General features: G+C 72.4%; 18 protein-coding genes. 4 read left to right on the forward strand and 14 right to left on the reverse strand.

What is annotated here, in order from left to right; translation table 11 throughout:
* Positions 1–114: 114 nt before the first annotated feature.
* Entirely contained in the window at positions 115–948 is an 834-nt protein-coding gene (locus ADY01_RS04290) for an NAD-dependent epimerase/dehydratase family protein (protein WP_049565607.1), read from the forward strand.
* A 29-nt stretch (positions 949–977) separates the two neighbouring features.
* Here ADY01_RS04290 and ADY01_RS04295 read toward each other — a convergent pair whose 3' ends face one another.
* The 14 genes from ADY01_RS04295 to ADY01_RS04360 form a co-directional block, all read right to left on the reverse strand.
* Positions 978–2,342: a pectate lyase family protein gene (locus ADY01_RS04295; protein WP_199826156.1), complete on the reverse strand. Its 1,365-nt coding sequence runs from the start codon at positions 2,340–2,342 to the stop codon at positions 978–980.
* Complete coding sequence (locus tag ADY01_RS04300; protein WP_049565613.1) at positions 2,339–3,667, reverse strand: ABC transporter substrate-binding protein; 1,329 nt, start codon at positions 3,665–3,667, stop codon at positions 2,339–2,341. Before ADY01_RS04300 ends, ADY01_RS04295 begins: the two co-directional genes overlap by 4 nt.
* A 63-nt stretch (positions 3,668–3,730) precedes the next feature.
* Complete coding sequence (locus ADY01_RS04305; RefSeq protein WP_049565616.1) at positions 3,731–4,897, reverse strand: Gfo/Idh/MocA family protein; 1,167 nt, start codon at positions 4,895–4,897, stop codon at positions 3,731–3,733.
* Positions 4,894–5,751: a carbohydrate ABC transporter permease gene (locus ADY01_RS04310; RefSeq protein ID WP_049565619.1), complete on the reverse strand. Its 858-nt coding sequence runs from the start codon at positions 5,749–5,751 to the stop codon at positions 4,894–4,896. The genes ADY01_RS04305 and ADY01_RS04310 overlap by 4 nt, the downstream gene beginning before the upstream one ends.
* Positions 5,748–6,677: a carbohydrate ABC transporter permease gene (locus ADY01_RS04315; RefSeq protein WP_049565623.1), complete on the reverse strand. Its 930-nt coding sequence runs from the start codon at positions 6,675–6,677 to the stop codon at positions 5,748–5,750. The genes ADY01_RS04310 and ADY01_RS04315 overlap by 4 nt, the downstream gene beginning before the upstream one ends.
* A gap of 18 nt (positions 6,678–6,695) precedes the next feature.
* Complete coding sequence (gene araD, locus ADY01_RS04320; protein WP_078899982.1) at positions 6,696–8,504, reverse strand: L-arabinonate dehydratase; 1,809 nt, start codon at positions 8,502–8,504, stop codon at positions 6,696–6,698.
* Positions 8,501–9,409 (reverse strand): dihydrodipicolinate synthase family protein, encoded by a 909-nt coding sequence (locus ADY01_RS04325; RefSeq protein ID WP_049565626.1) that lies wholly within the window; start codon positions 9,407–9,409, stop codon positions 8,501–8,503. The genes araD and ADY01_RS04325 overlap by 4 nt, the downstream gene beginning before the upstream one ends.
* Entirely contained in the window at positions 9,406–10,146 is a 741-nt protein-coding gene (locus ADY01_RS04330; protein WP_234320054.1) for a GntR family transcriptional regulator, read from the reverse strand. Before ADY01_RS04330 ends, ADY01_RS04325 begins: the two co-directional genes overlap by 4 nt.
* A gap of 267 nt (positions 10,147–10,413) precedes the next feature.
* Positions 10,414–11,574: a hypothetical protein gene (locus ADY01_RS04335; RefSeq protein WP_049565629.1), complete on the reverse strand. Its 1,161-nt coding sequence runs from the start codon at positions 11,572–11,574 to the stop codon at positions 10,414–10,416.
* A gap of 264 nt (positions 11,575–11,838) precedes the next feature.
* On the reverse strand, positions 11,839–15,378 hold the full coding sequence (gene dnaE, locus ADY01_RS04340; RefSeq protein ID WP_049565631.1) for a DNA polymerase III subunit alpha: 3,540 nt from the start codon (positions 15,376–15,378) through the stop codon (positions 11,839–11,841).
* A 26-nt stretch (positions 15,379–15,404) separates the two neighbouring features.
* Positions 15,405–16,007: a TetR/AcrR family transcriptional regulator gene (locus ADY01_RS04345; RefSeq protein ID WP_063784110.1), complete on the reverse strand. Its 603-nt coding sequence runs from the start codon at positions 16,005–16,007 to the stop codon at positions 15,405–15,407.
* 33 nt (positions 16,008–16,040) lie between these two features.
* On the reverse strand, positions 16,041–17,384 hold the full coding sequence (locus ADY01_RS04350) for an MFS transporter (RefSeq protein WP_049565638.1): 1,344 nt from the start codon (positions 17,382–17,384) through the stop codon (positions 16,041–16,043).
* Entirely contained in the window at positions 17,381–17,887 is a 507-nt protein-coding gene (locus ADY01_RS04355) for a MarR family winged helix-turn-helix transcriptional regulator (protein WP_049565641.1), read from the reverse strand. Before ADY01_RS04355 ends, ADY01_RS04350 begins: the two co-directional genes overlap by 4 nt.
* A gap of 73 nt (positions 17,888–17,960) precedes the next feature.
* Positions 17,961–18,602: a hypothetical protein gene (locus ADY01_RS04360; protein WP_049565644.1), complete on the reverse strand. Its 642-nt coding sequence runs from the start codon at positions 18,600–18,602 to the stop codon at positions 17,961–17,963.
* A 292-nt stretch (positions 18,603–18,894) separates the two neighbouring features.
* On the opposite strand from ADY01_RS04360, the gene abc-f reads away from it, so the two are divergent.
* The 3 genes from abc-f (at position 18,895) to ADY01_RS04375 (ending at position 22,075) form a co-directional block, all read left to right on the forward strand.
* Positions 18,895–20,547: a ribosomal protection-like ABC-F family protein gene (gene abc-f, locus ADY01_RS04365; RefSeq protein WP_049565648.1), complete on the forward strand. Its 1,653-nt coding sequence runs from the start codon at positions 18,895–18,897 to the stop codon at positions 20,545–20,547.
* A gap of 66 nt (positions 20,548–20,613) precedes the next feature.
* Positions 20,614–21,567, forward strand: coding sequence for a phosphotransferase (locus ADY01_RS04370; RefSeq protein WP_049565651.1), 954 nt, complete (start codon positions 20,614–20,616; stop codon positions 21,565–21,567).
* Between the two features lie 70 nt (positions 21,568–21,637).
* On the forward strand, positions 21,638–22,075 hold the full coding sequence (locus ADY01_RS04375) for a VOC family protein (RefSeq protein WP_049565653.1): 438 nt from the start codon (positions 21,638–21,640) through the stop codon (positions 22,073–22,075).
* The last annotated feature ends 23 nt before the right edge of the window (positions 22,076–22,098 follow it).

Raw genomic sequence — 22,098 nt, forward strand, 5'->3', positions numbered from 1 at the left:
GCGTCCCTCTCTCGACCGTACACGAGTATGATTGTCGTCCATATAGCTGAACGGATACGCTAGTTCAGCGCAGAAGAGGCGGTCAAGTTGCCGCGTTGACGGATGGAGCCCCCGATGGCCGCAGGTCAGCCCGATCAGCCCGCTGGACGACGGACCGTGCTGCTCACCGGCGCGGCGGGCGGCGTGGGCACGCTGATGCGCGCGCTGCTGCCCGCGCACGGGTACGCGGTGCGGTCGCTGGACATGGTGCCCGTCGAGGGCGAGCCCGGCGCGATCACCGCGGACCTGGGGGACCCGGAGGCGCTGCGGGCGGCGGTCCGCGGCACCGACGCGATTCTCCACCTCGCGGGCATCTCGCTGGAGTCCACGTTCGAGAAGGTCCTGCGCGCCAACATCGAGGGCACCTACCACCTCTACGAGGCGGCGCGGGCGGAGGGCGTGCGGCGGATCGTGTTCGCGTCGAGCAACCACGCCGTCGGCTACACGCCCTGGCCGGAAGGGGACGAGCCGCGCGTCCCCGCGGAGACGCGGCACCGGCCCGACACCTTCTACGGCCTGTCCAAGTGCTTCGGCGAGGACCTGGCCCAGCTGTACTGGGACAAGCACGGCATCGAGACCGTCTCGGTCAGGATCGGGTCCTGTTTCCCCGAGCCCACGACGGTGCGGATGCTGTCGCTGTGGCTCAGCCCGGCGGACGGCGCCCGCCTGTTCGACGCGGCGCTCTCCGCCGCGGACGTCGGCCACACCGTGGTCTTCGGCGCCTCGGCCAACACCCGCGGGGTGTTCGACCTCTCCACGGCGCGGGCGCTCGGCTACGAGCCGCGGGACGACTCGGAGGCGTTCGCCGGGAAGCTGATCGCCGAGCAGGGCGAGCGCGACCCCGCCCTGCCCGAACACCAGGTCCTCGGCGGCGCGTTCACCACCGACCCGCCCATCTGGCCGCACTGAGGCGGCTGGTGGGCGGGTGGGGCGTCACGTCACCGGCGCAGCTCCCCGGCGCCCGCCCAGGCGTCCACCAGCCGGGGCACCGCCACCGGGTGGTCCACGCGCGGGCGCAGCCGCGGGGTCCAGCCCGCGTCGTCGCCGAGCGGGGCGTCCGGGTTGGCCGCCAGGTAGGCGCCGAGCAGGTCGACGGGGCGGCCGTTGACCCAGTTGCCGTTCTCGGTCACCGAGGTCCCGGCGGTCCAGCGGTGCAGCACCCGGTCGGGCGGCGTGCCCTCGGGACCGCGGGGCAGGGTGAACGCGTTGTGCTCGGCCACCAGCGCCGATTCGACGCCGATGCCCCAGCTGTAGCCGTAACGGGCGCCCGCGTCCTGCGCGAAGTGGTTGTTGTAGACGTCGACCTGGCCGTAACGGACGCGCGGCGCACGCTCGTTGACGTTGTGGAACAGGTTGTGGTGGAACGTGGTCCGCAGCCTGCCGCGGTCCTCCGCGCTCGCGCCGTCGCTGTTGCCGAGGAGGATCGTCTTGTCGTGCTCGGTGAACTCGTTCCAGCTGACGGTGACGAGGTCCGTGCCGCGCACGATGTCCAACTGGCCGTCGTGCTGCTGGAAGAGGCGGCCGAAGTGCTCGGGCGCCCCGGCGTCCGGGCGGCGCCCGTCGGTGAACGTGTTGTGGTCCACCCACACGCGCCGCGAGCCGTGGAGCACCAGGCTGTCGTACTCGGAGTTCCAGTTGCCGAGGTCGCCGTCGGTGGGGTCCCACTGCGGGAAGCAGTCGAAGGTGTCCTCGAAGGTGAGGTTGCGGACGATGACGTTCTCGGCGGCCCGCACGTCGAGGGTGGCGCCCAGCAGGCGGGCGTCGTCGCCCACGCCGATGAGCGTGGTGTTCGAGCCGACGGCCAGCCTGACCCGTTCCGCCTGGCGCGCGGCGGAGGCCAGGCGCGCGTCCTCCAGCGGGCCCGAGGGCTCGGTCTCCTCGCCCCAGACCGCGGGGTCGTAGGCGGCCAGGTAGCCGTCGCGGGTGTAGCCGTCGGTCGCGTAGTCCTCGCAGGTCAACGGGGTGCCGTCGGGTGCGGTGTTGGCGTCGACGGTGCCGCGCACCCTGATGATCCGCGGCTCGCCCGGGTCGGCCGCCAGGGCGGCGGCCAGCCCCGCGCGGTCGCTGACCGTGAAGACGTGGTCCCGGTCGGCGGCCGAGCCGCCGGTGACGCCGCCCGAGGCCGCGCCCCAGCCGTCGCCCTCGGGGAGCACGGCCCTGGCCGGATCGCCGTGGCCGCCGGGCGTGGCGGTGCCCGTGGCGGCACCCGTGGCGGCACCCGCGGAGGGGAGGGCGAGACTCACGCCCAGGGCGAGGGCCGCGCAGCCGGCGACCGCCGCCCGTCTCCCGGCGGCGCGCCTCACCGGCGCTGCTCCTGCCACTCGGCCTGGGCCTCGTTGAGCCGCTCGGCCAGGTCGTCGGCGAACTCCTGGGCGGACATCTCGCCGAGCAGCAGGCGCTGGAAGTTGGGCTCGGTGTCGGCCTTGGTGATGTTGTTCCAGTCGGGCAGGTAGTAGGGGAGCTGGACGACGGTGGTGTTCTCGTCGCTCAGCGCCTCGACGGCGGCCAGGGTGGGCGGCGCCTCGGCGATCCACGGGTCCTCGACGGCCGCGGTGTTGGCGGGTATCTGACCGGCCGACTCGTTCCAGAGGCTGTTCATCTCGTGCGAGGCGGCGAACTCGATGAACGTCCAGGCCGCGTCCTTGTTGTCGCTGGAGCGGAACAGGCCGAGCCCGTCGACCGGGTTGGAGATGAACGTGCGCGGCCCGCCCTCCTCGCCCGCGGGCATCGGCAGTCCGGCCACCGCGTCCTCGCCGAACGCGGCGACGTGGTCGGCGTAGGAGCCCAGGTTGTGCTGGAGCATGCCGACGTCGCCGCCGGTGAAGGTGGCGACCATGTTGGTGAAGTCGTTGTTCAGGTCGGCCTCGGGGGTGGCCGTGTTGTACAGCGCGGCGTAGCGCTCCAACGCCTCGACGTTGGCCGGGTCGTTGACGGTGGTGGTCTCGCCGTTCCAGAACGAGTCGATGCCGGACTGCGCGTACATCATCTCCAGCACGTGGTGGATGGAGCCCTCGCCGCCGCGCAGCGTGAAGCCGAAGCGGTTGTCGCCCCGGGCGGTCAGCTCCTCAGCGGCGGTGAAGAAGGCGTCCCAGGTCTCGGGCGGCTGGAGCCCGGCCTCGTCGAACAGGTCGGTGCGGTACCAGAGCACGCCCTGGTTGGCGGAGGTGGGCACCTGGTACACCTCGTCGTTCTCGCCGACGGTGGCGCGGACGCCCTCCAGCATGGCGGGCATCAGCTGCTCCTCCAGGCCGCTCTCGGCGAGGCGGTCGCCGAGGGGGTCGAGGGCCTCCTGGGCGACGAGGTTGGCCAGGTAGGCCGTGGAGACGCCGCCGACGTCGGGCAGGCCGTCACCGCCCTGGATCGCGGCGTCGTACTTGGACTGCACCTCGGCGATCGGCACGCCGACGTACTCCACGTCGATGTCCGGGTACTCGGCCTCGAAGTCCTCGATGATCCGCTCCCAGATCTCGGTGCGCGGCCCGCCGTTGTTGTCCCAGAAGGTGATCGTGCCGGTGCCGTCGCCCTCGCCGCCCGACGCCGAGCCGTCGTCACCGCAGGCGGTGGCGGTCGCGGCGAGGGCGAGAACGGTGACGAGCGCGGAGGTACTGCGAGGAAGGTGCTGTCTCATCGTGCGGCTCCCTGAGGAAGAGGATGAACGGGGAAAGGACGAGCAGGGAACGGAGTGCGCGGGTCAGCCCTCGCTCCCCGGCGCACGCGCGGGGTAACGCGCCCAGTCCGCGCCGAGTTCGGAGTAGAGCGCGAGGCGCCGCGCGCCCTCGTCGGTGAGCCGGTCGATGCCGGGGATGACGCGGCGCGGGCCGCCCTGTCCCGGCTCGGTGACCCAGGCGCCCGGCGGCAGTTCGGCCGGTTCCGCCGCGGTGCGGACCGCCTCCACCAGCCGCGTGAACGCGCCCGTGCGCTCCAGCGGCACCAGCAGCTCGGCGCCCTCGCGCAGGTGGGCGACGAGGTTGGCCAGCAGGTCGGTCCGCCCGTGGCGCGAGGTCACCGGCTCCTTCCCCGGGCGTTCGAGCACGGCGCGGTCCTCCTTGTACCAGAGGGTGATCCGGCCGCCGTCGCCGTGCACCACCACATAGGGCTCGCCTGGCGCCTCGGCGCACAGCGTCACGGCGGCGCCGATCAGGCCGCCACCCGTGGTGCGGATGCGGGCGCAGGAGGTGTCGTCGGCGGCGATGTCGTTGGCCCGGTACAGCTCCAGTTCGACCGACGCGATCTGCCCGGCGCGGTCGGAGCCCTCGATGCGCAGCGCGGTGGCGACGGCGTGCGCGAGGGGGTTGGTGAGCACGCCGTCGACGACGTCGCGGCCGTCGAGGCTGCGGTGCCCGCCCCAGGGCGCGCGCCGCCAGTACGCCTCGTCGCGCACCCACGCGCCGGCGGCGCCGATGCCGCGCACGGCGCCGATGGCGCCGGCCGCGATCTGCTCCCTGATGGCGTCGATCGCGTGCGAGCCGAGCGACTGGAACCCGATCTGGCAGGCGGTCCCGGCCTCACCGACGGCCTCGGCCAGGCAGCGGAACGCGGCGGCCGAGGGCGTCGGCGGCTTCTCCAGCAGCAGGTGGACGCCCAGGCGTGCCGCGGCCAGGCCGAGGTCGGCGTGGGTGTGGATCGGCGTGCAGACCACGGCGATCTCGGCGCCGGTGCGGGCCAGCAGCGCGGGCAGGTCGTCCGACTGCTCGGGCTCGCCGAGACCGGCCAGCTCCTCGTCGCCGAGCGGGGCGAGTTCGCAGACCCCGGCCAGCCGGACCACGCCCTCGGCGACGAGGCGGCGGATGTTGGCCAGGTGCCAGCGGCCGTGGCCGCGCGCCCCGGCCAGCACCACGGGCACAGGAGGCGCGTTCACCCCTTCACCGCCCCCGCGCTGAAGCCGGTGATCAGCCACTTCTGGATGAACGCGAACACGATGACCACCGGCACCGCCGCCACCACACCGCCCGCGGCCAGGGCCCCCAGGTCGACGCTGTCGGAGCCGATGAGGGTGTTGAGGCCGACCGGGATCGTCTGCTTGTCCTGCGCGTTGAGGAACATCAGCGCGAACAGGAAGTGGTTCCAGCTGTGGACGAAGGCGAACGAGCCGACCGCGATCAGCCCCGGGCGCAGCAGGGGCAGCACGATCGCGAGGAAGCCGCGCAGCCGCGAGCAGCCGTCCACCCAGGCGGCCTCTTCGAGCGAGACGGGGACGTTCCTGATGAAGCCGCTGATGAGGATCATCGACAGCGGCAGCTGGAAGACCGTCTCGGCGAGGATCACGCTCCACAGGGAGTTGAGCATCTGGAGCTCGCGGAAGATCTCGAAGAGCGGCACGAGCATCAGGGCGCCGGGTATGAACTGCGAGCACAGCAGCGCCAGCATGAACGGCATGCGCAGCCGGAAGCGGAAGCGGGCCAGCGCGTAGCCGCCGCAGAGCGCCACCAGCATGGTCATCAGCATCGAGGCGATGCCCACGTACATGCTGTTGACGAAGTAGGTGTCGAAGCTGCGCTCGGTCCACACCTTCTCGAAGTGTTGCCCGGTCATGGGCCAGGGCACCAGCGAGTCGGATCCCGGCTCGCGCAGGGCGAAGAGCAGCATCCAGTAGAAGGGGATGAGCGTGAAGAGCAGGTAGAGGCCCAGCGGCAGGAAGACCTGCCAGCGGGGCGGCTGGTCGATCGGCCTGCGCCGGCGGAGGGGCAGCTGCGCTGCCGCGATGGCGGTCACTTGTCGTCGCCTCCGAACTTGCTCAGGCGCAGATAGAGGATCGAGAAGAAGAGGAGGATGACGAAGGCGACGGTGGTGAGCGCGGCGGCGTACCCGAACTCGTTGCCGTCGATCCCGGTCTGGGCGACATACAGCGGCAGCGTGGTCGTCACGCCGGCCGGGCCCCCGTTGGTCAGCGTGTAGAGCAGGTCCACGTTGTTGAACTCCCAGACCGCGCGCAGCAGCGTGGAGAGCACGATGGCGTCCTTCAGGTGCGGCAGCGTGATGTGCCAGAACTGCCGGAGCCTGCTCGCGCCGTCGACGGAGGCGGCCTCGTAGAGATCCTTGGAGACGGACTGGAGGTCGGCGAGGATGAGGATCGCGAAGAACGGGACCCCGCGCCAGAGTTCGGCCAGGACCGTGCCCCAGAAGACGGTGCCGGTGTCGGCGAGCACGGAGGTCCCGTACTCGCCGATCCCCGCGTCGGCCAGGTAACGGCTGATGCCGGTCGACGGGTTGTAGATCAGCAGCCAGATGGTGCTGGTCAGCACCCCCGAGACGGCCCAGGGCGAGAAGACGAGCGCGCGGGCCACCCCCCGGCCGACGAACGTCTGGTTGATCAGCAGCGCCAGGACGAGCCCGAAGATCAGCTGGAGCCCGACCTCGACCACGACCCAGCGGGTGCTGAAGAGGAGGGTGTCCCAGAAGAACGGGTCGTCGGTGAAGATGCGCCGGAAGTTGTCGAGTCCGGCGAATCCGTTCCGCCACGGCTTGGTGACGTTGTAGTCCTGGAGGCTGTAATACAGCACGCTGAGCATCGGGTAGGCGATGAAGCCCAGCATGAGGAGCCCCGCGGGTGCCAGCAGCAGATACGGCAGGGAGCGTGGGGTGCCTCCGCCACGGCGGCGCCGCGGGGGCCGGGTCCGTTCCTTGACGGCGTCGGCCATTCCGCTTCTCCGTTCTGGTCAGCCCGCGTAGGGCTCGGGGACGTCTCCCTCTCGGGAGAGGAAGGCGAAGTCGCAGCCGGTGTCGGCCTGCGTGATGTGCTCCTCGTACAGGGCGCCGAAGCCTCGTCCGTACCGGCGGGGCGGCGGGCGCCAGGTGGAGCGGCGGCGTTCCAGCTCCTCCTCGTCCACGTCGAGGCGCAGGGTGCGCGTCGGCACGTCGAGCGTGATCAGGTCACCGGTCTCGACCAGGGCCAGCGGCCCGCCGACGTGCGACTCGGGCGCGATGTGCAGGACGCAGGCGCCATAACTGGTCCCGCTCATCCGTGCGTCGGAGAGGCGGACCATGTCGGTGACCCCCTGCTTGAGCAGGTAGTCGGGGATCGGGAGCATGCCGTACTCGGGCATGCCGGGACCCCCGAGCGGCCCCGAGCCGCGCAGCACCAGGACGCTGTCCTCGGTGATGCCGAGCGCGGGGTCGTTGATCGTGGCCTGCATGGTCCGGTAGTCGTCGAAGACGACGGCGGGGCCGGTGTGGGTGAGGAGGTGCGGTTCGGCGGAGATGTGCTTGATCACCGCGCCGTCGGGGGCCAGGTTGCCGCGGAGCACGGCGAGCCCGCCCTGCTCGGCCACCGGGTTCTCCAGCGGCCGGATCACCTCGTCGTCGTGCACCAGCGCCCCGGCGAGCTGTTCGGCGAGCGTGGCATGGGCGACGGTGGGCCGCTCCAGGTGCAGGTGGCCCGCCTCGGCGAGCCTGGCCAGCAGCCCCGAGAGGCCCCCGGCGTAGTGGAAGTCCTCCATCAGGTACCGCCCGCCGGGCCGGATGTCGGCCAGCACGGGAACGCGGCGCGCGATGCGGTCGAAGTCGTCCAGGCCGACCGCGATCTGGGAGCGCCCGGCCATCGCCGTCAGGTGGATGACGGCATTGGTCGAGCCGCCGAGCGCCAGCACGGTGGCGATCGCGTCCTCGTAGGAGGCGCGGGTGAGGAAGCGGGAGAGGCGGGCGTCGTCGTGGACGAGTTCCACGATCCGCAGCCCGGCGGCGGCGGCCAGCCTGCTGTGGCCCGAGTCCACCGCGGGGACGGCCGCCGCACCCGGCATGGTGACGCCGAGCGCCTCGGCGGCCGAGGCCATGGTGGAGGCGGTGCCCATCGTCATGCAGGTCCCTGGTGAACGCGCCAACCCGCCTTCCAGCTCGGCGAGTTCGCGGTCCCCGATGCGCCCGGCGCGCTTCTCGTCCCAGTACTTCCACATGTCGGTGCCGGACCCGAGCGTCTCGCCCCGCCAGTGCCCGCGCAGCATGGGCCCGGCGGGCACGAACACCGTGGGCAGGTCCACGCTCGCCGCGCCCATGAGCAGCGCCGGAGTGGTCTTGTCGCAGCCGCCCAGCAGCACCGCGCCGTCCACGGGGTAGGAGCGCAGCAGCTCCTCGGTCTCCATGGCGAGGAGGTTCCGGTAGAGCATGGGCGTCGGCTTCTGGAACGTCTCCGACAGGGTGGCCACCGGGAACTCCAGCGGGAAGCCGCCCGCCTGCCACACCCCGCGCTTGACGGCCTCGGCGCGCTCGCGCAGGTGCTGGTGGCAGGGGTTGATGTCGGACCAGGTGTTGAGGATCGCGATGACCGGCTTGCCGAGGTGCTCCTCCGGCAGATAGCCGAGCTGCCGGGTCCGCGCCCGGTGGCTGAACGAGCGCAGGCCGTCGGTCCCGTACCACTGGTGACTGCGCAGGGCACGGCCCCCGGCCGGAGGGCCGCCGGGCTCGGCGCCCGACTCGGCGCCCGACTCGGCGCCCGACTCGGGGCCCGGCTCGGCGTCGGTGGCGTTCCTCATCGGGACCCCCACCCCTCGACGATCGTGGCGATCGCGGCGCGCTGCGCCTCCGGCAGGACGCTGCTCGGGGGGCGGATCGCCCGGCCGCACAGGCCGAGCGCGGACAGCGCCTCCTTGACCACGGTCACGTTGTTCGCCGACTGGTTCTCCGCGCGCAGCTCCTCGAAGGGGCGGATCAGGTCCCAGACCCTCATCGCCGCCGGGTAGTCGGCGGCCCGCAGGGCGCGCAGCATGTCGAGGGAGACCTGCGGCGCCACGTTGACCAGGCCCGAGGTGAACCCCGTGGCCCCGCAGGCGAAGTACGGCGGCGCCGACAGCTCCGCCAGGCCCGCCACCCACACGAACCGCTCACGTCCCGCCGCGCGCGCCACCGTCGCGAAGCGCACCGGGTCGGGCACCGCGTACTTGACGCCGATCACGTTCGGGCAGGCGTCGCCCAGCCGGGCGATGGTCGCGCCGTCGATCGACGCGCTGCGGACATAGGGCACCACGCCCAGCTCGGGCACGGCCTCGGCGATGGCCCGGTGGTAGGCGAGCCACCCGTCGAGCGAGACGTAGGGGTGCACCGGCTGGTGCACCATCACCAGCCCCGCGCCCGCCTCGGCCGCGTGCCGGGCCGCGGCCACGGCCGTCGGCACCTCCAGGCCGACACCCGCGATGACCTGCGCCGCCCCTCCCGTCTCCTCGACGGTCAACTCGACCTCGACGCGCCGCTCCTCGGGCGTGAGGGAGTAGAACTCGCCGGTGTTGCCGTTCGGCGTGACCGCCCGGACGCCGCCGTCCAGCAGCCGCCGGATCAGCGCACGGTAGACGTCGCGGTCCAGCCGGTCCCGCGCGTCGAACGGCGAGACCGGGATGGCCACCACGTCGGCGAGCGCGGCGCGCTGCTCGTCGAAGCCGTTCACGCGGCACCCTCCTCGTCCACGGTCGCGGCCACGTCCACGGCCTCGTCCACGGCCACGTCCGCCGTTCCGGTCCCGGGCCCGCTCCCGTCGGTCGGGAACGCGCGGCGCACGAACCCCTCGATGTGCTCCCGCAGCAGCCCCGCCGCCGCGTCCGCGTCGCCCTCCTCGGCGCGGGCGAGGATCGCCCGGTGTTCGGCGGCCTCTCGCTCCCACGTCGGGCGCGCCTGCCACGCCACCGAGGACACCAGCGCCGCCTGGTCGCGCAGGTCGTCGAGCATCCTCGCCAGGAGCGGGTTGCCGCAGGGGAGGTAGAGCGCGCGGTGGAAGTCCCGGTTGGCCAGGGAGCGTTCGGCGCTGTCCCCGGCGGAGTCGGCCCGTTCCAGCGCGGCGTGCGCGGCGGCCAGACCGGCGCGGCCGGCGACCGTGCGGCGCATCGCCTCGGGTTCGAGCAGAAGCCTCACGTCGTAGACCGAGCGGGCCATGGCCGCGTCCACCGTGCGCACGGCAGCGCCCTTGTACTCGCTCATCACCACCAGGCCGCGCCCGGCCAGCGTCTTCAGCGCCTCCCGGACGGGCGTCTTGGAGACGCCGAAGCGCGCCGCCAACTCCGTTTCCACCAGCGGCGTTCCGGGCGCCAGCTGGGCGGTGAGGATGGCGTGCGTCAGATGCTCCAGGACGAACTGCGTCCTGGAGGGGATGGGCACCGGCGGGGAGCCGGACAGGGGTGCGTTCTTCACAGGTTGCCCTCAGGTCTCACTTCTCGCGTCGTGCGTCGTGCGGTGATTCGTCGTGCGGTGGCTCGTCGTGCGGTCGGGCGGTGGGGGGGGGCTGCGCGGACATCGCGTATCGCATCTCGTATATGACATATGGCGTATGGCGTACGAGACGCGGTGCCGACGAACGTAGGCCGGACGGAGAGCCGCGTCAACGCCTCGGACAGAAATCGTGGGAGCGCGCCCATTTCCCGGCGGAGGTGTCCGCCGGGAAAGGGCGGCGCCCGGCCGTCAGCTACAGGTGTCGCGGCTGGTGTTGTTCAGCGTGAGGTTGCGGTAGACAACGTTCTGCCCGCAAGGGCTCTCGCGGAGTGCCGAGTTGGTGAGCGTGAGGTTCTGGAGCGTGATGTCCCGGTTGTTGGGGAACTCCGTCCTGGCGGCGAGCCTGACCTCGCCGCCGCCGGAGACCGTGCCGCTCTGGGCGGCGAGGTTCACGTTGTAGCAGTTCTCGATGAGGATGGCGTTGTTGCCGGTGTTGGAGAGGGTGATGCGGTCGATGACCGCGCCGCCACTCTCCGAGACGCAGAAGATGCCGCGCCCGCCGCCTCGCGCGATGACCTCGCCGACGCGGATGTTGGTCGGGTAGCTGTCGCCGATCCGGCCGTTGCGATTCGCCATCCGGAACGCGGCGTAGCCGGTGCCCGCGCCCGTTCCCTCGCCGTCCACGCGCTGGACGGTGGCGTTGATCGTGTCGTTGAGGAGCAGGCCCGAGTAGGCCGTGTTCCGGGCGGTGACGGTGCCGATGGTCAGGCCGTCCACGCCGTAGGTCTCGACGCCGTGGTTGTTGGTGCCGGAGACATAGACGTTGTCGATCCGCACGTCGCGGGTGCGGACGTTGCGGTTGGCGTGGTTGTCGATGCGGATGCCGAGGCCGCCGGAGAGCCGCAGGTCGATCTGGCCGAGGCGGACGTCGGTGGCGTTGCGGACGAAGATCCCGAAGTAGGGGGCGCCCGTCATGGTGAGGTTCTGGATCTCGACCGCGGTGGTGTTCTGGGTGCGGAACGGCGCGTGGTTGGCGCCGACCGAGCCCGCGACATTGACCGTGCCGCAGATGTCGAGAACGGTGTAACTCGGGATGTCCAGCGACCTGTTGGCGGGCATCTCGCCGCTGCCGCGGACGACGACCCGGGCCTTGGACGTGCGGCCGGCGGGCAGGCTGTCGACGGCGGCCCTGATGGCGGAGAGCATGTCGCCGCCCGAGTAGCCGGGGCCCGTCCAGGTGTTGCCGTTCCGCACGGCCTCGGCCTGGTACGAGCCGTCGCCGCAGGCGAGGGCGCCGACGTCCGAGGGTGCGGAGGCGGCACCCGCGGAGGCGGCGCCGGCGGAGGCGGTCAGCGTCGCGGCGGTGACCAGCGTGAGGATCCCGGAGAGAAGTGCGGCTCTGCGTCCCATCGTTCACTCCTTGAGTGGGTGGGGAATCGGAGGGGTGACGCGACGCCCGCTCCCTGCATGAATCGATTCATTCCCGGACCGCCCGTTTGCCCGGGGTGAGAGGATCCATGGGGATCGCGCGCGGGCGCGGTGGCGACGCGTCGTGGGGAAAGCGCTTGCGATCACCCGGAGTATCGCAACGCCTCCGGGGCGCGTCAAGGGTCCTGCCGCCGGCGGCGGTCGGGCCGCAGGTCGGCGGCCACGGACCCGCGTGGCCGCCGCCGCTCAGGTCACCCGGGTCACGGCGACCGCCGCCTTGAGGTCGGCCCAGAACGCGGGTCCCGGCGCGACCCGGTACCCCAGCCGGTACACCGTCGTCCTCGCGCGGCCACGGACCCGCAGATGCACCTCGCACGGTCCGGGGTGGGCCTCGACGACCTCCCTCAACTGCCGGACGGACCGCGGCGTGACGTGGGACTCCCGCATGGCGAGGCGGACGGGCGCCCCCTCGCCCGCGGTCGCCGGGTCGGCCACGGTGAGTTCCATGGCGACGAGCCGGGGGACGTCCTCGCGCTTGTCGAGGCGGCCCTTGACGAAGACGACGGCGTCCTCGACCAGGTGGGTGGCCACCAGCTGGTAGGTGGCCGGGAAGAACAGGCAGTCGACGGAGCCCGCGAGGTCCTCGACGGTGGCGACGGCCCAGGCGTTGCCCCGCTTGGTCACCTTGCGCTGGAGGCCGGAGACGATGCCGCCGATGGTGAGGACGGAGCCGTCCTGGTGGGCGCCGCCGGCGAGGTGGCCGATCGCGGCGTCCGCCGTCTCGGCGAGCAGGTGTTCGAGCCCGAGGAGGGGGTGGCCGGAGACGTACAGGCCGAGCATCTCCCGCTCCTGGGCGAGCAGATACGTCGTGTCCCACTCCTCGTCGGTGAACTCCGCGTCGAGGCCGAACCCGGGAGCGCGGTCGCCCGCCTCGCCCCCGTCGCCCAGGTCGCCGAAGAGGTCGAACTGCCCCTCGGCCTCCTTCCGCTTCAGCGCGACCACGGCGTCGACCATGGGCTCGAACCGCGCGGCGAGGCCCTTGCGGGTGTGGCCCAGCTCGTCGAACGCCCCGGCCTTGATCAGCGACTCGGTGGCGCGCTTGGTGCAGGCCGGCGCCTCGACCTTGTGGAGGTAGTCGGGGAACGAGGAGAACGTTCCCTTCGCCTTTCGGCTGCGGATGATCGACTCGACGACGTTCGTGCCGACGTTCCTGACCGCGGAGAGGCCGAAGAGGATCACGTCGTCGCCCTGGGCGGCGAAGTCGGCCTCGGACGCGTTGACGTCGGGCGGCAGCACCGTGATGCCCATCCTGCGGCACTCGTTGAGGTAGACCGCGGACTTGTCCTTGTCGTCGCGGACCGAGGTGAGCACCGCGGCCATGTACTCGGCCGGGTGGTTCGCCTTGAGGTAGGCGGTCCAGTACGACACCAGGGCGTAGGCGGCGGCGTGGGCCTTGTTGTAGGCGTAGCCCGCGAACGGCACCAGCACGTCCCACACGGCCTGGACGGCCTCGGGCGAGTGGCCCTTGGCGCGGGCGCCCTCGCGGAAGGTGACGAACTCCTTCTCCAGGACCTCGGGCTTCTTCTTGCCCATGGCGCGGCGCAGGAGGTCGGCCTGGCCGAGGGAGTACCCGGCGAGGATCTGGGCGGCCTTCTGCACCTGCTCCTGGTAGACCACCAGGCCGTAGGTGGGGCCGAGGACCTCTTCGAGGGGCTTCTCCACCTCCGGGTGGATCGGGGTGATCTCCTGCTGGCCGTTCTTGCGCAGCGCGTAGTTGATGTGCGAGTTCATGGCCATCGGCCCCGGCCGGTAGAGCGCGGTCACCGCCGTGATGTCTTCGAAGTGGTCGGGCCTCATCAGGCGGAACAGCGACCGCATGGCGTTCCCGTCGAACTGGAAGACGCCGAGGGTGTCACCCCGTCCCAGCAGCTCGAACGTCCTGGCGTCGCCGAGCGGGAGGTCGAGCAGCTCGATCTCGACGCCCTTGTTCTTCTTGATCAGCTTGACCGCGTCATCCATGATCGTGAGATTCCGCAGCCCCAGGAAGTCCATCTTCAGCAGGCCGAGGGCCTCGCAACTGGGGTAGTCCCACTGGGTGATGGTCACGCCGTCGGTGTGCCGGACCCAGACCGGGACGTGGTCGGTGAGGGGTTCGCTGGACATGATCACGCCGGCGGCGTGCACGCCCATCTGCCGCACCAGGCCCTCGACGCCCCTGGCGGTGTCGATGACCTTCTTCACGTCGGGCTCGTTCTCGTACATCTCCCGGACCTCGGCGGCCTCGGCGTGGCGCGGGTGGCCGGGGTCGGTGATGCCGGAGAGCGGGATGCCCTTGCCGCCGACGTCGGCGGGCATCGCCTTGGTGATGCGGTCGCCCACGGCGTAGGGGTAGCCGAGGACGCGGGCCGAGTCCTTGATCGCGTTCTTGGCCTTGATGGTGCCGTAGGTGCCGATCATGGCGACCTTGTCGGCGCCGTACTTCTCCGTGACGTAGCGGATGACCTCGCCGCGCCTGCGCTCGTCGAAGTCGATGTCGACGTCCGGCATGGAGACGCGCTCGGGGTTCAGGAACCGCTCGAAGATCAGCCCGTGCTCGATCGGATCCAGGTCGGTGATGCCCATCGCGTACGAGACCAGGGAGCCGGCCGCGGACCCCCGTCCGGGGCCGACGGCGATGCCGTTGTCCTTGGCCCACATGATGAAGTCGGCGACGACCAGGAAGTACCCGGGGAACCCCATCTGGATGATGATGTCCATCTCGTACTCGGCCAGCCGCTGGTAGTCGGCGCCCCAGCCCTCGGGGAAACGGCGCCGCATGCCCCGGTCGACCTCCTCCCGGAACCAGGTGACCTCGGTGCGGCCCTGGGGCACGTCGAACCTCGGCATCAGGTCGTGCTTCGCGAACATCCCGGCGGTGTCTACCTGTTCGGCGACCAGCAGGGTGTTGCGGCAGCCCTCCTGCCACGCGTCGGAGGAGTCGAGCGCGTACATCTCCGCCGGGGGCCTGAGGTGGTAGCCGGTGCCGTCGAAGCGGAAGCGGTTGACGTCGGTGAGGCTCCTGCCGGTCTGGATGCACAGCAACGCGTCGTGCGCCGCGGCCTCGTGCGCGTGGGTGTAGTGCGCGTCGTTGGTGACCAGCGGCGGGATGCCCACCTCCTCGCCGATCCTCAGCAGGTCCTCGCGGACCCGGCGTTCGATCTCGATGCCGTGGTCCATCAGCTCCAGGAAGTACCGGTCCCTGCCGAAGATGTCCCGGTACTCCCCCGCGGCCCTGCGCGCCTCCTCGTACTGGCCCAGGCGCAGCCGGGTCTGCACCTCGCCCGAGGGGCAGCCGGTGGACGCGATCAGCCCCCGGGACCACTGGGCCAGGGTCTCCTTGTCCATGCGGGGCCACTTCTGGAGCCAGCCCTCGGCATAGGCGTCCGAGGACAGCCGGAAGAGGTTGTGCAGGCCCGTCCGGTCCGCCGCCCAGATCGTCTTGTGGGTATAGCCGCCGGAGCCCGAGACGTCGTCCCGCTTCTGGTGCGGCTGCCCCCACCGGACCTTGCGCTTGTCGCGCCGCGACCCCGGCGCGACATACGCCTCGATCCCGATGACCGGCGTCACGCCCGCGGCCGTGGCCTGCTGGAAGAAGTCGTAGGCGCCGTGCAGGTTCCCGTGGTCCGTCATGGCGAGGTGCGACATGCCCATCTCCCGGCAGGCCGCGAACAGGTCCTTCAGCCGCGCCGCCCCGTCGAGGAGCGAGTACTGCGTGTGGACGTGCAGATGCGTGAAAGGCTGTGGCACTCCGGTCTCCGGTCTCGGTCTCCGGGTCAGGCGTCGGACTCGTCGAGGGCCCGGGCGATCGCCCTCAGGCCCGCGGCCACCTCCCGCGCCGAGGGCGCGCGGTCGGGGTCGACCAGCCACTGCTGGGTCAGACCCGCGATCAGGGCCATGTGCACCGAGCCGACCGCGCGGGCCACCCCGCCCTCCTCCGCGCCGTCGAGGCCGTGCAGGTCGGCCGCCAGTTCCGGGCGGGCCCGTTCGAAGGCGTCGGCGAGCTGCTGCCGGATCTCGGGGAAGCGTTCGGCCTGGGCCAGCGCCTCCAACCCGGCCACCAGCAGCGGCCGGTCCGTGACCTGGGACTCGACGACCAGCGCCCACATCGACTCCAGCCGGCTTCCCGATCCGGCGCCCGCCCCCGCCCGATCCCGGTGAGCCGACCCGGCCGGGCGGGCGCGGACCTTGTCGTCCCACTCGTCGAGCATCTCCAGAAGCGCGGCGTTGAGCAGCGCCTCCTTCGAGCCGTAGTGGTAATTGATCGTGCCGAGCGGCGCGTTGGCGGCGGCGGCGATGTCGCGGGAGGTGGTGCGGGCGTAACCCCGCTCCTCCAGGCACCGCTTAGCCCCGGCCATCAGCTCTTCGCGATGTCCCATGCCGGGGAGCCTACCCCACGATTGAACGAGCGTTCAGGACGTGCGTTCAGAACGAACGTTCAGCTCGGGGAGCTCGGGAAGTTCGGGCAGCTCGGGAGCAGGGGTGCGGTAGGTGCGCAGCGGGCGGTTGGTGGCGGCCACGGCCGCCACGCCGAACGCCGCCATGAGGCCGCCGCTGACCAGGGCGAACGGCGCCGAGGTGAACGAGGCGAGCAGGCCGCCGCGGAAGTTGCCGAGTTCGGGGCCCGCGACGCCGACGACATGTTCGACGGAGGAGACCCGGCCCCGGTACGCGTCCGGCGTCTCCAGCTGCACGAGCGCCCCCCGCGTGACCACGGATATCGTGTCGGCGGCCCCGGCGACGGCGAGGCAGCCGAGGGCGAGCCACACGGGTGAGGCCAGGCCGAACCCGGCCAGCGCCAGGCCCCAGACGGAGGCCGCGGTCAGCTGCACCGCGCCGCCGCGGCGCCAGCGGGTGACGGCGCCGGAGAACATCCCCGCCGTGATCCCCCCCACGGCGACGGCCGACAGGAAGAGCCCGAGGGTGCGGGGGTCGCCGTCGAAGCGGATCTCGTTGACCAGGGGGAACAGCGCGATCGGCATCGCCAGCACGGTCGCGGAGACGTCGGTGGCGAACGCGCCCCAGAGCGTGGGGCGCCGCAGGATGACGCGCCAGCCGCCGCGGGCGGGACGGCGCAGACGCGGCCGGGACGCGCCCTCGGCCCCCTCGGTGGCGGCGGCGTCCGGCCGCGTCCCCGGAGGCATCAGAGGTATCGGAGGCATCGGGGGCAGGCGGACGACGGCGGCGAGTGACGCCGTCCCGGCGACGGCCTGGATCGCGTAGGCGGCGGAGAAGCCCCACTGCGCGAGGACGAGCCCGGCGAGCGCGGGCCCGACGAGCATGGACGCCTGGAACGCGACGTTCTGGAGCGCGAGACCGGCGGCCACCTGGTCACCGGGGAGGAGCCTGACGGGGATCGTGCGCCTGGCCGGTGCGCCGAGCGCGCCGAACGCCGCCTGCACGGCGAGCAGCGACAGCAGCGCCACGACGTGCTCGTTGCCCGCCCACGCCTGCGCGAAGAGGGCGGCCCCGGCGAGCAGGTGCCCGGCCGTCGTCACGCGGAGGACGGAGCGGCGGTCGGCCGCGTCGGCGAGCGTTCCGCCGAGGAGCCCGAACAGCAGGATCGGAACGGCCGTGGCGATCCCGATCGCCCCGGTCCAGCCGGGGCTGCCGGTGAGGTCCCACACCTGCGCCAGGACGGCGACGCCCGCGATCTGCTGGCCCAGCGAGCCGAGCGTGGAGGCCATCCACAGGTCGCGGAACGCGTGGCTGGAACGGAGCGGGCGGGTGTCGAGGAGCCGTGCGCTCCAGCTCATCGCGGGGACTCGGCGGGAGCGTCCTCGTCGGCGAGGCGCTCAAGGATCCGTTCGCGCATCGGCTTGCGCGCGAGCGCGCGCCTCAGGTGCTCGACGACGGCGCTCATCGCGTAGGGAACCTCGTCGTCCAGCTCGGCCACCGCCTCTTCGGTGGCCCGCCACTCCGCTTCGAGGAACGGGACCAGCGCCCGGCCGCGTTCGGTGAGCGTGATGCGGCGGGTGCGGGCGTCGGCCCCCGGCTCCAGCTCGCCCAGCCCCTGGCGGCGCAGGGCGGAGAGCGTCTGGCTCGTCGCCGAGTGGGAGCGGTTGAGCGAGGCGGCCAGCTCGCCGATGGACAGTGGGCCGGTGTGCGCGAGGCGGATGAGGGGATAGGCGAATCGCGGACGGAGGCCCTGGATGCCGCGGGACTCGTAGACCGCCTCGATGTCGGCGTCGACCGCCGCGAGGAGGTCGTGCAGGGGCACCCACCGGCCGGGTTCGGCCGTGGGATCGCGTGATGTCACCGCCCTAATATAACAGCCCTCATACAATGCCCGGGACCGCGAGGGAGCGGTCGGCCCGCGGTGACGCGCGCCGTCAGGCGTGCCAGGCGATGTAGGGGTGGACGGAGTGGTCGAACTCGATCAGAAAGCAGTACTGGGCCAGCCATTCACCGTCGGAACTGGTCCGGGAGAGCAGCACTCCGTGCCCCTCGCCGAACAGCGAGACGCTGTACACCACCCACTCCCGCCCGTCCATGAACTCCTCGACGGACGCGTGGTGCCGCCCGAGCTCCGCCGCGATCATGCCGCTGACCGTGGTGAGCGCCTCCTCGCGGGAGTCGCGGGGCACCGGGCTCCCGCCCCGGCGCACGCGCAGCCGCGCGGTCACGACCCTGGCGGTCGCCCGGGACACGTCCTGGACCCGGTGCCTGAAGCCCTCGACCACGGCGTGCACCCCGTTGAAGGGGTCGGGTCCCGCCATGACCAGGTGCGCCGTGCCGGGGTCGGGCTCCAGCCAGGGCGAGAGACCCGGCCTGCTCGCGTGCGTGAGGCGCGACGCGAAGGCGGCGTAACGCTTCTCGCACGCCTCGCACGCGACACCGGTCGAGCCGTCCCACGCGGTGCGGAACTCGGTGAACCCCGCCGGTTCCCCGGCCTGCCCGCAGTAGTCGCATGTACGGGGCGCGAGATCGACGCGCCGCGCCCCCTGATCCGTTGCCCGCCTGAAGAACCGCATGCCCGCGTGCTACCGCCCCTGCCCGGGACCGCTCCCGGCCCGGCGTATGTCCGATCGTGCCCTGGCGGGTCCCTACCCACTCGCGGCCGGTCATGCGCATGGTCCCCGGCTCCATCCCACCACCCGGGGGGCGCGGGGCGGGAACTGCCGGGCGTCACCGACGCGTTGAGGCGACACGACCCGTCTTGTTAGGGTGGGGGCATGGCTTTCCTCTTCTTCGTCTGAGTCCGGGCACGGCCGATGCCGCCGTTTCTGCTGCCCGTGGACCCTTCGTTTGCCCAGGGAACGTCATATGCGCGACCGCGCCCCTACCACCCTGCCCAGCCTCGCCCCCACTGCCGTGGCACAGCTGTCCGTCAAGGACGTCACCATGTCCTACGGCACCCGGACCGTCCTCGACCAGGTCTCCTTCACCGTCCGGCCGGGCGAGAAGGCCGCCGTCGTCGGTGAGAACGGTTCCGGCAAGTCCACCCTGTTGCGGCTGCTCGCCGCGGCCGAGACGCCGGACACCGGGGAGATCACCGTCCGCTTCCCCGGCGGCATCGGCCACCTCGCCCAGACCCTCGACCTCGACGCGGCCCGCACCGTGCAGGACGCCGTCGACCTCGCCCTGACCGAACTGCGGGACATGGAGCGAAGGCTCCGCGCGGCGGAGGGGTCCCTCGCGGACGCGTCGGACGAGCAGCTCGCCGCGTACGGCGATCTGCTGATCGCCTACGAGGAACGCGGCGGATACGAGGCGGACGCCCGCGTGGACGCCGCGATGCACGGTCTCGGGCTCGCCGGGATCAGCCGTGACCGCCCGCTCGGCTCGCTCTCCGGCGGCGAGCAGTCGCGGCTCGCGCTCGCCTGCGTCCTGGCCGCCGCCCCCGAGCTGCTGCTCCTGGACGAACCGACGAACCACCTCGACGCGGCGGCCGTGCACTGGCTGGAGGAGCACCTGCGCGCGCACCGCGGCACCGTCGTCGCGATCACCCACGACCGCGGCTTCCTGGAGCGCATCGCCACCACGATCCTGGAGGTCGACCGGGATGAGCGCGCCGTGCGCCGGTACGGCGACGGCTGGACCGGCTACCGCGCCGCGAAGGCCGCCGCCCGGCGCGGCGCGGAGCAGCGGTACGCGGACTGGCTCGACGAGGTGGCCCGCATGGAGGAGCTGATCGAGGCCGCGGGGAGGCGGCTCGCCACCACCGGCCGCGACCCGAGGCAGGGGTTCGGAAAGCACCGCCGGTCCAGCGAGGCGAAGCTCGGCGGGCAGGTGCGCTCCGCCCGGGAGCGCCTGGCCCAGCTGCGGCGCGCCCCGGTGGCGAAGCCGCCGGCACCGCTCCGCTTCACGACGGTCCTGTCGGCGGCGGACGGCCCGGCCCGGGGCCCCCTCGCCGCGCTCGACGAGGTACGGGTCGGCGAGCGGCTGCGTCTGGACGGACTCCTCGCGATCGCGCCCGGACAGCGGCTGCTGGTCACGGGCGAGAACGGCGCGGGCAAGACGACGCTGCTGCGCGTCCTCGCGGGGGACCTGGAGCCGGACGCGGGCACGGCACGCCGCCCCGCCCGGATCGGCTACCTCGCGCAGGAACTGCCCGCGCACTCCACGCGGCTCCCGCTGCTCGCCGCGTTCGCCGCCGGGCGGCCAGGGCTGCCGGACGAGTACGCCGAACAGCTCCTGGCCCTGGGCCTGTTCCGCGAGGAGGATCTGCACGTCCCGGTCGCCGCCCTGTCCGCGGGGCAGCAGCGGCGGCTCCAGATCGCGAACCTGGTGACCCGGCCCGCGGACCTCCTCGTCCTGGACGAGCCGACCAACCACATCGCACTCGACCTGGTCGAGGACCTTCAGGCCGCGCTCGCGGCGTACCCGGGGGCGGTGGTCGCGGTCTCGCACGACCGCGGCTTCCGCGCACGCTTCGCCGGGGAGCGGCTGGAGCTGAGTGCCGGCCGCAGGCGCTGACCCCGGACCTGCCCCACATCCGCACGATCCGCACGACCGGCACGATCCGCTGAGAGCGATGGAGCCATGACCACCACCTTCCTGACACCACGACAGCTCGCCGACCGCACCTCCGCCGCCGTCGAGGCGGCCGTCGCGGCCGGGCGCGAGCTCGGCCTGACCGTCACCGACCCCACGGTGCTCCACGACGTCTTCTCCGTCGTCGTCCATCTCGCGCCCTCGCCGGTCGTGGCCCGGATTCCCACCGTCCTGCCCCAGTCCGAGGACCTGGCCGCCCTCGCGCGCCGCCAGCGGGATGAGCTGGACGTGACACGTTGGCTCGACGACCGGGGAATCCCCGTGATCGCGCCCAGCCCGCTCGTGCCGCGGGAACCCGTGCAACGCGACGGGTTCTCGATGACGTTCTGGCCGTTCGTCGAGGAGGACCGGGACAGGGAACCCGACTACGTGGCGAACGCCGAGAGCGTCGCCGACCTGCACGCGGCACTGCGCGCCTACCCGGGCCGCCTGGAGTTCCTGTCCGCGGCCGATCCGCGGTTCATCGCGGACAGCCTCGCCCGGCTCGACCGGCACCCCGCCCTGATCGGAGCCGCCGAGCTGGACCGCGCCCGCCGCGAATGGCGGATCCTGGAACCCCTCGTGCGCTCACGCGGGGCCTTCGAGGCCCGGTTCCCCGGCATCGACCTCCAGCCCATCCACGGCGACTCCCCGCCCGCGAACATCTTCTCCGGGGTGGACGGCGACCTCTACGCCGACTTCGAACTGATCACGCTGGGGCCCGTCGAGTGGGACCTGGCCGCTCTCGGACCCGAGCTCACGGCCGCCTACGACCGCGGCGCACGGCGCAACGGCACGAGGCCGCTCGACGAGGAGGTCCTCGTCTTCGTCAACGCCCTGGGCATGCTGCGGGCCATCGCCGCCCTCGCGCTGGTCCCGCGGCTGCCCGCGCTGATGGAGTACCTCAAGCCCGCCGTGGACCAGTGGCAGACGACGCCCTTCGCCGGCGGCATGCACGGCTGACAGGGACCGGCGGACAGCTGAGCACGGCGGTCGGCGGCCCGTTGTCGGACCCGGGTTCTAGGCTGCCGCCATGACGACACGGTGGAACCTGACGATCGACTGCGCGGAGCCGGGGCGGCTCGCCCGGTTCTGGGCGCTGGCCCTGGGCTATGTCGAGAAGCCGCCACCGGAGGGGTTCGCGAGCTGGGAGGACTGGTTCCGCCACGTCGAGCTGCCGGAGGAGGAGTGGGACGACGGCGCCTACCTCTCCGACCCCGAGGGGGCGGGCCCCGCCCTATCGCTCCTGAAAGTGCCGGAGCCGAAGGTCGCCAAGAACCGCGTGCACCTGGACCTCCAGGTCGGCGGCGGTCGCCGGACGCCCTGGGAGGTGCGGTGGCCGCGCGTGCGGGAGGCGGTCACCCGCCTGACCGCCGCGGGCGCGACCGTGGTCGAGGAGCACACGATGCAGGGCAGGCCGGACCATGTGGTGATGGCCGACCCCGAGGGGAACGAGTTCTGCCTCGTCTGATCCCGGACCGGGCGGCCCACGCC

It is taken from the genome of Streptomyces sp. SBT349, assembly GCF_001083795.1.
Classification (GTDB): domain Bacteria; phylum Actinomycetota; class Actinomycetes; order Streptomycetales; family Streptomycetaceae; genus Streptomyces.

What these genes read in the sequence shown, in the direction of transcription:
- ADY01_RS04360 (WP_049565644.1), bottom strand. Translation starts at nt 18,602, where the DNA reads ATGCGGTTCTTCAGGCGGGCAACGGATCAGGGGGCGCGGCGCGTCGAT.
- ADY01_RS04350 (WP_049565638.1), bottom strand. Translation starts at nt 17,384, where the DNA reads ATGAGCTGGAGCGCACGGCTCCTCGACACCCGCCCGCTCCGTTCCAGC.
- ADY01_RS04370 (WP_049565651.1), top strand. Translation starts at nt 20,614, where the DNA reads ATGACCACCACCTTCCTGACACCACGACAGCTCGCCGACCGCACCTCC.
- ADY01_RS04345 (WP_063784110.1), bottom strand. Translation starts at nt 16,007, where the DNA reads ATGGGACATCGCGAAGAGCTGATGGCCGGGGCTAAGCGGTGCCTGGAG.
- ADY01_RS04300 (WP_049565613.1), bottom strand. Translation starts at nt 3,667, where the DNA reads ATGAGACAGCACCTTCCTCGCAGTACCTCCGCGCTCGTCACCGTTCTC.
- ADY01_RS04290 (WP_049565607.1), top strand. Translation starts at nt 115, where the DNA reads ATGGCCGCAGGTCAGCCCGATCAGCCCGCTGGACGACGGACCGTGCTG.
- ADY01_RS04315 (WP_049565623.1), bottom strand. Translation starts at nt 6,677, where the DNA reads ATGGCCGACGCCGTCAAGGAACGGACCCGGCCCCCGCGGCGCCGCCGT.
- ADY01_RS04335 (WP_049565629.1), bottom strand. Translation starts at nt 11,574, where the DNA reads ATGGGACGCAGAGCCGCACTTCTCTCCGGGATCCTCACGCTGGTCACC.
- abc-f (WP_049565648.1), top strand. Translation starts at nt 18,895, where the DNA reads ATGCGCGACCGCGCCCCTACCACCCTGCCCAGCCTCGCCCCCACTGCC.
- ADY01_RS04375 (WP_049565653.1), top strand. Translation starts at nt 21,638, where the DNA reads ATGACGACACGGTGGAACCTGACGATCGACTGCGCGGAGCCGGGGCGG.
- araD (WP_078899982.1), bottom strand. Translation starts at nt 8,504, where the DNA reads ATGAGGAACGCCACCGACGCCGAGCCGGGCCCCGAGTCGGGCGCCGAG.